At 73.3% G+C, this 11,404-nt stretch carries 8 protein-coding genes; 6 read left to right on the plus strand and 2 right to left on the minus strand.

Annotated elements, in window-relative coordinates; all coding sequences use genetic code 11:
• Positions 1-39 precede the first annotated feature (39 nt).
• The gene (locus CTE05_RS12450; protein ID WP_146846581.1) at positions 40-369 is read right to left on the minus strand and encodes an STAS domain-containing protein; all 330 of its coding nucleotides are present in this window, start codon (positions 367-369) and stop codon (positions 40-42) included.
• A 150-nt stretch (positions 370-519) separates the two neighbouring features.
• On the opposite strand from CTE05_RS12450, the gene CTE05_RS12455 reads away from it, so the two are divergent.
• Positions 520-912 carry a PPOX class F420-dependent oxidoreductase gene (locus CTE05_RS12455; protein WP_146846583.1) on the plus strand — a complete coding sequence of 131 codons (393 nt, stop codon included), beginning with the start codon at positions 520-522 and terminating at the stop codon, positions 910-912.
• 11 nt (positions 913-923) lie between these two features.
• On the opposite strand, the gene CTE05_RS12460 is transcribed toward CTE05_RS12455, so the two are convergent.
• Positions 924-1,418 (minus strand): aminoacyl-tRNA deacylase, encoded by a 495-nt coding sequence (locus tag CTE05_RS12460; protein WP_146846585.1) that lies wholly within the window; start codon positions 1,416-1,418, stop codon positions 924-926.
• 93 nt (positions 1,419-1,511) lie between these two features.
• Between CTE05_RS12460 and CTE05_RS12465 the strand changes: the two genes are divergently transcribed.
• The 5 genes from CTE05_RS12465 to CTE05_RS12485 all read left to right on the plus strand — a co-directional run bounded on the left by CTE05_RS12465 (position 1,512) and on the right by CTE05_RS12485 (position 11,359).
• On the plus strand, positions 1,512-2,573 hold the full coding sequence (locus tag CTE05_RS12465; RefSeq protein ID WP_186814852.1) for a phosphotransferase: 1,062 nt from the start codon (positions 1,512-1,514) through the stop codon (positions 2,571-2,573).
• Between the two features lie 40 nt (positions 2,574-2,613).
• Positions 2,614-6,891, plus strand: coding sequence for an ATP-dependent RNA helicase HrpA (hrpA, locus tag CTE05_RS12470; protein ID WP_146846589.1), 4,278 nt, complete (start codon positions 2,614-2,616; stop codon positions 6,889-6,891).
• A gap of 87 nt (positions 6,892-6,978) precedes the next feature.
• Positions 6,979-8,913 (plus strand): ATP-binding protein, encoded by a 1,935-nt coding sequence (locus CTE05_RS12475; RefSeq protein ID WP_146846591.1) that lies wholly within the window; start codon positions 6,979-6,981, stop codon positions 8,911-8,913.
• Positions 8,914-8,931: 18 nt separating this feature from the next.
• Positions 8,932-10,983, plus strand: a complete 2,052-nt coding sequence (locus CTE05_RS12480) for an eCIS core domain-containing protein (RefSeq protein WP_146846593.1) — start codon at positions 8,932-8,934, stop codon at positions 10,981-10,983.
• Positions 10,984-11,005: 22 nt separating this feature from the next.
• Positions 11,006-11,359, plus strand: coding sequence for a hypothetical protein (locus CTE05_RS12485; RefSeq protein WP_146846595.1), 354 nt, complete (start codon positions 11,006-11,008; stop codon positions 11,357-11,359).
• Positions 11,360-11,404 lie beyond the last annotated feature (45 nt).

Raw genomic sequence — 11,404 nt, forward strand, 5'->3', positions numbered from 1 at the left:
AGCCCACCGACACACCCGCCGACCTGCCCCGGGGTGGCGTCAGACGGTCGCGGCGGGCACCTCGCTCGACAGGCCGACCATGTCCAGCATGTCCCGGAGCACGCGGTGCGGGTCCAGGAGGGTCACGGGGATCTGCTCCGCGGACGCGGCGAGGTGCAGCTGCAGGACGAACGCGATGCCCGACGAGTCGATGAACGTCGCCAGCGTGGAGTCGATGACCACCGGGAGCCCGTTGACGAGCGCGACGCCCATGCACGCCCCGGCCTCGTCGCGCAGCGCCGCGTCGATCTCCCCGACGAGGCTGATGACGGTCTTCGTGTCCTGGGCGTCGACCCGGATGGTCCCCGCAGCGGGCGCGCGATCGATCACGTCGAACTCTCCTCAGCTCTCGCCCCCGTGACCGGATCTGCCTCCCGGCGGGTCGACGCTACCGCTCCTGGCGGCGGGGCACCTACGACATCGAAGAACGGATGTGCCGCTCCGGAGGTTCCCGCGCAGGGGCCGGGCTAGCCTCGTCCGATGGCCCACACCGAGCTCCCCGCCAGCCACGCCGACCTGCTGGAGCGCCCCCTGTTCGCCCATCTCGCCACGGTCGCACCGGACGGCTCGCCGCACAGCAGCGTCATGTGGTTCGTGTGGGACGGCGAGGTCCTGCGGTTCACGCACACGTCGACCCGCCAGAAGTTCAAGAACCTCCAGAACGAGCCGCGCGTCGCGATCTCGATCCACGACCCCGAGAACCCGTACCGCTCGCTCGAGGTCCGCGGTGCGGTCGTCGAGACAGTTCCAGACGACGAGGTCGCGAGCTTCTACAAGTCGCTCCAGACGCGCTACGGCCAGGACTACGAGATCACCGACGCCCCGAAGCGCGTGATCCTGACGGTCCGGCCGACCACGTTCGTCACGAAGTAGCGGCGCCGGCGTCAGCCCTCGGGCTCGGTCACGTCCGCGACCGTCGCGTCCAGCGCGCGCACCAGGTCGGCACCGTCGACGGTCGCCGCGACGCCGTGCGCGCCGCCGCCGATCGACACCTGCCGGGTCCGGATGCGCGAGTCCGCGACGACGGGCCATTCCACGAGCGACCCGAACGGCGTGATCGTGCCCCGCTCGTAGCCGGTGACGTCCTTCGCGGTCGCCGCGTCGGGCATCGAGAGGCGTGACACCCCGAGCAGGGCGCGTAGCTTCGGCCACGAGATGGTCCGGTCGCCGGGCACCAGGACGAACAGGAAGTCGTCGTCGCCGCGGCGCACCACGATCGTCTTGACGATGCCGGCGGGGTCGATCCCCCGCGCCTCGGCGGCCTCCGCCAACGATCCGACCCGCCCGTGCCGGGTGACGTGGAACGTGACGCCCGACGTCTCGAGCCCGGAGAGCGCGCGACGCTCCCCCTCGGTCGGTGCAGCGGCTGCGTCAGTCATCCGGTCACTGTAGGACGGGTCGGGGCACCGGGCGCCCCTGAGCCGCGCCGCGGCATGCTGGACTCTGCCCCACCCACGAGAGGAAGGACGTGCATGGCCGAGGACCACACCCTGCGGCTCGCGTCGGTCGCCCTCGGCACGCCCGTCTCCGACCCGCAGCCCCTCGGCGGATCGACCCGGTCGCTCGTGCTGCGCTGCCGGACGCCGTCGGGCCCGGTGGTCGTCAAGCGCTACCCCGACGGGTCGTCGGCCGCGTTCGCCCGTGAGGTCGCCGGGCTGGCCGCGCTCGACCACACCCCCGAGCTCCTCGCGGTCGACCGCGTGCACGGGCTGATCGTGATGAGCGACCTGGGCACCGGTCCGACGCTCGCGGACCTGCTCCTCGGCGGCGACCGCGAGGCCGCGTGGGCGGGTGCGCTCGAGTGGGTCGGGGCGCTGGCGGACACCCTCGGGCGGTCGCGGGGCGCGACGTTCGAGGTCGACCTCGCGGCCGACGAGCCCTCCGCCGCTGCACGCACCGGGGCTCGGATGCTCCTCGACGACGTCCTCGGCGTGCCCGCCGACGCCGCGCTCGACGCCGAGCTCGACCTGATCGCGACCCTCGACCACCGCGACCCCGCGTCGGACGTGGTCTCCCCCACCGACACCTGCCCGGACAACGCGCTCCGCACCGCCGACGGCTGGCGCTTCGTCGACCTGGAGGGCGCGACCGTCCACCACGCCGCGTACGACGCCGCCTACGCCGCGATGCCGTTCTCGACGTGCTGGTGCGTCTTCGACCCGCCGCCGGGCTTCACCGACCAGCTGCTCGACCGCTTCACGACGACGCTCGGCACCCACCTGCCCGACCTCGTGCGCGAGCCGGGCTGGACGCGGTCGGTCGACCTGGCGTCGGCGGCCTGGATCCTCGCGATGACCGGCTGGCTCCTGTTCGGCGCCGACGAGGACCGCCCCCGCGTCGGCCCGCCCGGGGTGCCGTCCCCGTCCTATCGGCAGCTGCTGACCTCGCGCTGGCGCTGGGGAGCGGTCCGGGTCCGGTCCACGGTGCCCGTGGTCGCCGGGCTGCTCGGGGCCGCCGCGGCGTGGGCAGACGACGAGTGGGGCGCGTCCGCCGCGCCCGTCGGGCCGTACCGCGCGTTCGCCCACGACGAATGAAGGAGCGGTCCGCCGCCCGCACCTGGGAGACTGGGACGTCGTGAGCACGCCGCCCCCCTCCCCCGTCGACCCGCCCGGGTCCGGTGCGGGGCGACCCCCGAGACGCCGCGGGCGGGGGCGTCGCAGGCCGACGGCTGCGGAGCGACCGGCGAACGCCGACGGATCGACACCACCGACCACCCCGACGTCGGCACCGGCCTCGTCCGACCAGGGTCCGTCGGACGAACGACGGGGCCAGCGACCGTCCGGCAGGCGATCTTCCGACCAGCGTTCCCCGGGCCGACGCTCCTCGGGTCGCGACGATCCCGCCCGCGCGGCCGCCCGCCGCGCCCGTGCGGCGGAGATCCGCCAGGCCGTCGACCTCCCGCCGATCGTCTACCCGGAGCAGCTGCCGGTCAGCGCGCGGCGGTCGGAGATCAGCGACGCGCTGCGCGACCACCAGGTCGTCGTGGTCGCGGGTGAGACCGGCTCGGGCAAGACGACGCAGATCCCGAAGATCGCCCTCGAGCTCGGGCGCGGGCGCGCGGGCCAGATCGGCCACACGCAGCCCCGCCGGATCGCGGCCCGCAGCGTCGCGGAGCGGATCAACGAGGAGCTCGTCGGCGATGCGCCGCTCGGCGGGATCGTCGGGTACCAGGTCCGGTTCACCGACGAGTCGAGCGAGTCGACGCTGGTCAAGGTGATGACCGACGGCATCCTGCTCGCGCAGATCCAGCGCGACCCGATGCTCTGGGCCTACGACACGCTCATCATCGACGAGGCGCACGAGCGGTCGCTCAACATCGACTTCATCCTCGGCTACCTCACGCGGCTGCTCCCGCAGCGGCCGGACCTCAAGGTCGTCATCACGTCGGCGACCATCGACTCGGACCGGTTCGCCCGGCACTTCGCGGACGCCGACGGGGTCGCCGCCCCGGTCGTGGAGGTCACCGGCCGCACCTACCCGGTGGAGATCCGCTACCGGAGACTGTCGCCGGACGTCGAGGAGGGCGCGCCGGTCAAGAAGCGGGGTGCCGAGGACCGCGACCCGATGACCGCGATCTGCGAGGCGGTCGACGAGCTGAGCGCGGAGGGCCCCGGCGACATCCTCGTGTTCCTCTCGGGCGAGCGCGAGATCCGCGACGCCGAGGACGCCCTGCGCTCCTCGCTCGGTGTCCGGGTCAGCGACCCGCGCAGCCCGGGTGCGGTCGAGCTGCTCCCCCTGTACAGCCGGCTGTCCGCCGCCGAGCAGCACCGCGTGTTCGAGCGGCACCAGAACCGGCGCGTCGTGCTGTCCACCAACGTCGCCGAGACGTCGCTGACCGTGCCGGGCATCCGGTACGTGATCGACCCCGGCACCGCACGCATCTCGCGGTACTCCAAGGCGACCAAGGTGCAGCGGCTGCCGATCGAGCCCATCTCGCAGGCGTCGGCCAACCAGCGGTCCGGCCGGTGCGGGCGCGTCGCGGACGGCATCGCGATCCGGCTGTACTCGCAGGACGACTTCGACTCTCGGCCTCTGTACACCGAGCCCGAGATCCTTCGTACATCGCTCGCATCGGTCATCCTGCAGATGATCGCCGTGGGTGTGGCGACCACACCGGAGGACATCGGCGAGTTCCCGTTCGTCGACCCGCCCGACACCCGCGCCGTCCGCGACGGCGTCCAGCTCCTCACCGAGCTCGGTGCGCTGGGCGACGGCCGGCTGACCGACACGGGCCGCGCTCTGGCGCAGCTGCCGATGGACCCGCGGCTCGCCCGGATGATCGTCGAGGGCGGGCGCCGGTCGGTGGCCCGCGAGGTCATGATCATCGCCGCCGCCCTCTCGATCCAGGACCCGCGCGAGCGGCCGGTCGAGGAGCGCGAGAAGGCCGACCTGGCGCACTCCCGGTTCACGGACCCGACCTCCGACCTGCTCACCTACCTGAACCTCTGGCACTACCTGCGCGACCAGCAGCGCGACCTGTCCGGGTCGGCGTTCCGGCGGATGTGCCGGTCTGAGCACCTCAACTACCTGCGCATCCGCGAGTGGCAGGACGTCGTCACGCAGCTGCGTGAGCTGGCCAAGCCGCTGGGCATCGTCGTCAACGCGCCGCGGTCGGCGCAGGAGACCGACGGGCTGCAGCTCGAGTGGGACGGCGACCGCATCCACGTCGCGATCCTGGCCGGCCTGCTGTCGCAGATCGGCATGCAGGAGGCGACCGAGGTCTCGACGCGGGGCAAGGCGCCCGGCCGGCCGGACCGGCGCGGTCGCAACGAGTACCTCGGCGCCCGCGGTGCACGGTTCGCGATCTTCCCGGGGTCCGGCCTCGCCCGGAAGCCACCCGCCTGGGTCATGGCCGCCGAGCTCGTCGAGACGTCCCGTCTGTGGGGTCGCGACGTCGCGCGCATCCAGCCGGAGTGGGCGGAGGAAGTGGGCGCTCACCTGGTGAAACGCACGTACTCGGAGCCCGCGTGGTCCACCAGGCAGGGCGCCGCGACGGCGTTCGAGAAGGTGCTGCTCTACGGCGTCCCGATCGTCAACGGGCGTCGCGTCCTCTACGCGAAGGTCGACCCCGAGCACGCCCGCGAGCTGTTCGTCCGGCACGCGCTCGTGCAGGGCGAGTGGACCACCCACCACGCGTTCTTCCACGAGAACCGGCGGCTGCTGGCGGAGGCGGAGGGCCTGGAGGCACGAGCCCGGCGTCGTGACCTGGTGGTCGACGACGACACGCTCTTCGCGTTCTACGACGAGCGCGTCCCGGACGACGTCGTGTCCAGCCGGCACTTCGACCAGTGGTGGAAGTCCGCCCGCCGCGAGCACCCCGACCTGCTCACGTTCACGCGTGAGCTGCTGGTCGGCGAGGCCGGGGCGATCGACGAGTCGGCGTTCCCGTCGCGCTGGCCGCAGGGCGACCTGCGCCTCCCGCTCACGTACCAGTTCGAGCCTGGTACAGAAGCCGATGGCGTGACTGTACACATCCCGATCTCGACGCTCGCGCGGCTCACCCCCGACGGTTTCGGCTGGATGGTGCCCGGCCTGCGCGAGGAGCTGGTGACCGCCACGATCCGCTCGCTGCCGAAGCCCGTACGCGTCCAGCTCGTCCCCGCCCCCGACGTCGCCCGCGGCGTCGACGCCTGGATGACCGAGCACACCGCCGACTGGGAGGACACCGTCCGCGCCGGCGACGCCGCCCCGTCGTTCCGCGAGGTCTTCCGACGAGCGGTGCGCGAGCTGCGCGACGTGGACGTGCCCGACGAGGCGTTCGACGACGACCGTCTGCCGCCGCACCTGCGGATGACGTTCCGGGTCGTCGGCGACCGTGGGGGAGTGGTGGACGAGGGCAAGGACCTTCTCGTCCTGCAGCGACGGCTCGCCGCCCAGACCCAGCAGGCGGTCGACGACGCCGTCCGGACCGCGGTGCGCGCGGCGATGGAAGAGGCTCGCAAGACTGCGCCCGCCGCGCCGGCCGCCCCGACGCCGCCGCCCCCACCTGCACTGGACGTCGAGCGCTCCGGCCTCACCACCTGGCCCGCCGACCTGCCCGAGCTCCCCGAGGTCGTCGAGGTGGGCCGGGTCCGCGCGTTCCCCTCGCTGGTCGAGGAGAAGCAGTCCGTCGCCGTCCGCGCGCTCGCCGACGAGGCAGCCGTGCCGGAGGCGTCCCGGCACGGGCTGCGCCGGCTGCTGCTGCTCGACGTCGGCCTGGCCACGGGTCGCATCACGACACGGTGGACCGGGACGCAGGCGCTCACCCTGGCGGCGAGCCCGTACCCGAGCACGGACTCCCTGGTCAGGGACGTGCAGCTCGCCGCGATCGAGTCCCTGATGACCGTGCCTGCGTCGCAGGTCCGCACGGCGGAGGCCTACCGGGACCTTCGCTCCACCGTCCGGGACCGCCTCGAGGACTCCGTGTTCTCGGTCGTCACGGACCTCGTCGCGGTCCTCACCGCCTGGCGGGAGCTCGATGCGGAGATCCGCGGCCGGTCGAGCCTCGCCCTGCTCGCCACCGCCCAGGACGTCCGCTCCCAGGCCGCCCGCCTCGTGCACGACGGGTTCGTCAGCGAGACCGGCGCCGACCGCCTCCCGCACCTGGCCCGCTACCTGCGCGCCGCCCGGCACCGCCTGGTCAAGGCCGCCGACAACCCGCAGCGCGACGCAGACCTCGCGTGGCAGGTGCAGGACGTCGAGGCGCTGTACGACGACGCCGTCGCGAAGCACCCCGGGGACCCCGAGATCAGGGCGGTGCGCTGGATGCTGGAGGAGCTTCGCGTCAGCCTCTTCGCCCAGCAGCTGGGCACGCCGGTCCCGGTGTCGACCACGCGCATCAAGAAGGCCCTGACCTCACCCGCTCGGATCTAGCACAACCGGTGCCCGATATGTGACAGTCGACAGGACGACCGCCGACGGGGCACGGCGTCGCGTCGGCGCATCGACGGGGGGCAGGGCATGCGCGAGCGTCTGGCCGCGCTGGTGAAGCAGGTGTGTGTCGCGGGCGACCGCCGACAGGGTCTCGACGCCGACCTCCGGACGCGTCTGGACGACGTCCTCGCGGTCCTGCGCGACGAGCACGCCGACCCGGGCTCCTCGCACGACGACCCCCTGACCGGGCTCGCGGACGTGTTCGGCCTGGACGAGCAGGACGCCGAGCTGCTGACCATCGCCGCGGCCCCGGACCTCGACGCGAACCTCGCGCTCGCGTTCGGTCTGCTGCGCGGCGGCCCGTCACCCGCGCGCGCCACCGTCGGCCTCGCCCTGGAGCTCGCGTCGCTGCCGACGCTGTCCGGCGCCGGGCCCACCTACCTGGGTCCCACGGCACCCACGCGTCGGCACGGGCTGCTGGAGGTGGCCCCCGCACCCGCGCTGTGGCTGAGCCGCGAGCTGTGGGTGCCGGACCGCGTCCTGGCCCACCTGGTCGGCGTCGACGAGCCCGACCCGCTGCTCACGCCGGCGCTCGTCCTGCCCGTGCCGGTGGACCGCCTGGACGTCGACGGCCTCCTCGCCGCAGCGGTCACGGCGGGCGAGCCCCTGGTCTGGATCCGCTCACCGCTCGGGTCCGGCGGGCTGTCGCTCGCCGCCGCCGCGCTGTCCGCGGCCGGCATCGGGTGCCTCGCTCTCGACCTGGCTCGCGTGGCGCCCGCTGCGGACCTGCGGCAGGTGCTGGCGGTGACCGCGCGGGAGGCCGCGCTGCAGGGCGCCGGGCTGGTGCTCGTGCACGCGGAGCGGCTCGCGGAGGACGACCCGGCCACCCTGTTCACCGCCCTGGCCGAGTCGGTCGTACCCGTCCTGGCCGTCGGTGACCGACCCTGGCAGCCGCTCTGGCTGGGGTACCACCCGCTCGTGCTCGAGGCCCCCGCGGTGACGACCGAGGACCGTGCGCTGGTGTGGGACCGGGAGCTGGGTGCCGGGATCGCCGACCACCGGCTGGCCACGTTCCGGCTCGCGCCCGAGGTCATCGCCGACGCCGCCCGGTACGCCACGACGCTCGCCGACGTGACCGGGACGGAGATCTCCGCGGACTCCGCCCGTGCCGCCGCGCGGCGCGTGGGCGGCTCGATCACGTCCGGCCCCGCGCTCGTCCCGACGCGCCCCCCGACGTTCGCCGACCTGGTGCTGCCCGACCACGTGTCCCGCCCGCTGCACCGGTTCGTGTCCTGGGCGGCGCACCGCGACGAGGTCCTCGCGGACGGTCGCCTGGTCGACGTCGGTGGCAAGGGGACCGGCATCGCCGCGCTGTTCAGCGGCAGCCCCGGCACCGGCAAGACGCTCGCCGCGCACGTCGTTGCCGCCGAGCTGGGGCTCGACCTGTTCCGGGTGGACCTGGCGTCGATCGTCGACAAGTACATCGGTGAGACGGAGAAGAACCTCGAACGGGTCTTCCACGAGGCGGAGAGCCTCAACGTCCTGCTCTTCTTCGACGAGGCGGACGCCCTGTTCGGGAAGCGCTCGGACGTGAAGGACGCGCACGACCGGTACGCCAACCAGGAGGTCGCGTACCTGCTGCAGCGCATGGAGAGCTTCGACGGGATCACCGTCCTGGCCACCAACCTGCGCGGCAACCTGGACCCCGCGTTCAGCCGGCGGATGAGCTTCATCGTGCACTTCCCCGACCCGGACGTGCCGACGCGGCAGCGCCTCTGGGAGCGGCACCTCGCACGCGTCACCACCGACCCGGCGGACCCCGTGCAGGTGGCGCACCTCTCGCAGGAGATCGAGCTCGCGGGCGGCGACATCCGCAACATCGTGCTCGCCGCCGCGTACGACGCCGTGGCGGCCGGCGAGCTGGTCGGCATGCGGCACGTCCTCGCGGCGACCGTCGCGGAGCACCACAAGCTCGGTCGTCGCGTCCCTGAGCACGCGTTCGTGCCCGAGGTCGCGCAGTGACACGGAAGGAGGCCGGCCATGCCCGCTGACCATGACCGGACCACGCTCGAGAAGGCCCGGGAGCGGGTGCTCGCGCCGGTCACCCCGCCGGTTCCCGACGCCGTCGCCCCGGTGGCCGTGGCGGGCCTCGCGACGGGCGTCCGGCGCCTGTCCACCGGCGACGACCCGCTCGGCGGCACCGCGGTCGCGCCCGAGATCGGCACCGCCCTCAGGCGTCGTCAGGGCGGCGGCCGTCCGCTGGAGCCCGAGCACGCCGAGCGCCTGGGTGCCGCGATGGGGGTCAACCTCGGCGGGGTGCGGATCCACGACGACGGCGAGGCCGACACGATCGCGCGCTCGGTGCAGGCGACCGCGTTCACCGCCGGGTCGGACGTGTACTTCACGCGGGGCACGTACGCCCCCGGGACGTCCGGCGGCGACCACCTGCTGGCCCACGAGCTCGCGCACGTCGTCCAGGGCGGCGGGGGAGCGTCGTCGGCTCAGGGCCCCGTCATCGGCGCGGCGAACGACCCTGCCGAGGCCGCCGCGGACGCCATGGCCGACACCGCCGTGCGCCGGCTGCAACGACAGACCGCACGCGTCTCGGCCGCGAGCGCCCCAGCACGGACCGAGGCACCGGCGTCGTCGGGGGAGGCGCTCGCCCCGCTGCGCCGGCAGGCCGAGCGCGCCGGGACCGTGCGGCGGTGGAACCCGTTCAAGGCCCTGCTCGGGGGCAAGAAGAAGAAGACGAAGAAGCTCACGACGAAGACGCCCGTACCGTCCCCCGTCACGACGCCGAAGGTCACGGCGCCGGTCGAGCCGAAGGTGCCGGTCCCGTCGATCACGACGATCCCGAAGACGGTCACGACCCCGGTCACCACACCGGTCACGACCCCCGTCACGACGCCGGTCACCACCCCCGTCACGACGCCCGTCACGGCACCGACCGTCCCGGAGCCCGTCGAGACGACGGTCGAGGCCCCGGTCGACACCGTCCCGGAGGTCACCGCCCCCGTCGTCGACCCGACGAAGGTCGAGGGCACGCCGGAGACCGGCGCCCCGAAGGACGTCGTCGCGCCGACGACCACCACGGACGTCGTCGCCCCCACGACGACCGTGCCCGTGGTCGTGACGCCACCGGTCCAGGTGCCCGCCAAGGAGCGGTTCGTGGCGGCCTGCGAGCCGCAGACGGCCCCCGCGAACAAGGGCGTCGCCAAGACCCGGATGGACGCCCTGCGCGTGATCATCAACGGGTTCAGCGGCGCGGAGAAGCAGGCGATCTCGACCGACCCGGACGCGATGGCCAAGGGCCGGACGCACCTCGGCGACCTGTACTACATGTCGCTGCTGGCCGCGGTGGACACCAACGTGAAGAAGACCGACAAGGTCGACCCGTCGAAGAAGACCAAGCACCACCTGACCGGCGCCGAGGCCGACGAGTTCATCAGGACGAACATCGAGGACTACCCGCACCTCAAGCCGTTCGTCGAGGCGGCGGTCGGAGCGGGCAAGAAGGGCGAGGGGTACGTCGCGAGCATCTCGCCGGAGGACTGGGCGATCGTCTACGGCGTCGAGTTCCCGACGGACTCCGACGCGGAGCAGAGGTCGACGAACGCGTACGCGTCGACGAAGAACGAGGACGGCCCCGCGATCCTGCACGCCGACCGCGGTACGCCGAGCACCGCGATCCACGAGAGCATGCACCGCTACGCGCCGGACGACGTGCTCAACACCTTCGGCTTCGACCTCAACGAGGGGATCACCGAGTACTTCACGCGCGTCCTGACCGACCAGAACGCCGCACCGGCGAAGAACGGCGGCCCCGAGCGGACCAACTACCCGAAGCAGGTGGCGTTCGTGCGCGACATGATCTACATCCTCGGCGGGTCCAAGACCGACCAGGAGACCGTGCTCGCCCAGATCTACTTCGAGGGCAAGCTCACCCTGCTGGAGACCAAGTTCAAGGCCGCGCACCTGGCGAAGACCCCCACCATGACCGACGCGGAGCAGGGCACGGCGTGGGCGTCGTTCACGAGCTACGTGAAGAAGGGCGACTTGACCAAGGCCAAGGCGAAGCTGCCCGCGAAGTGACCCCGACGACGGAGGAGACCTCATGACCGGCATCGCCGGGGAACGCGACCGGATCCTGGCGCTGCTGGGCCTGACCCACGACGAGGCGGTCCGGGACACCGACCCCGTGCCGACGGCCGAGGACGTCGGCGCGGCGGACGCCCTGGGCCTGGACTGGCCGGACGGGCAGGCGCACGTCTCGGTGTACCTGTTCTCCGACTACGCCGACGCCGCCGCGGCCCAGGAGCGGCTCCGGGGCTATGCCACGCAGACGGACCTGACCTCCGAGACGGCGGTCAACGGGGACCTGCTGCTGTGGGCGGTGGCTCCTGTCGACGACGACGCGGCCGTGGCTCGGATCGACGGCCTGGGCGGCTCGTTCTCCGGTAGGGAGTGACGGGCGGCGGGCCGCGCTGGCCCGCCGCCCGACCTCAGCGGCGAC

It is taken from the genome of Cellulomonas terrae (genome assembly GCF_007990265.1).
Classification (GTDB): Bacteria; Actinomycetota; Actinomycetes; order Actinomycetales; family Cellulomonadaceae; genus Cellulomonas; species Cellulomonas terrae.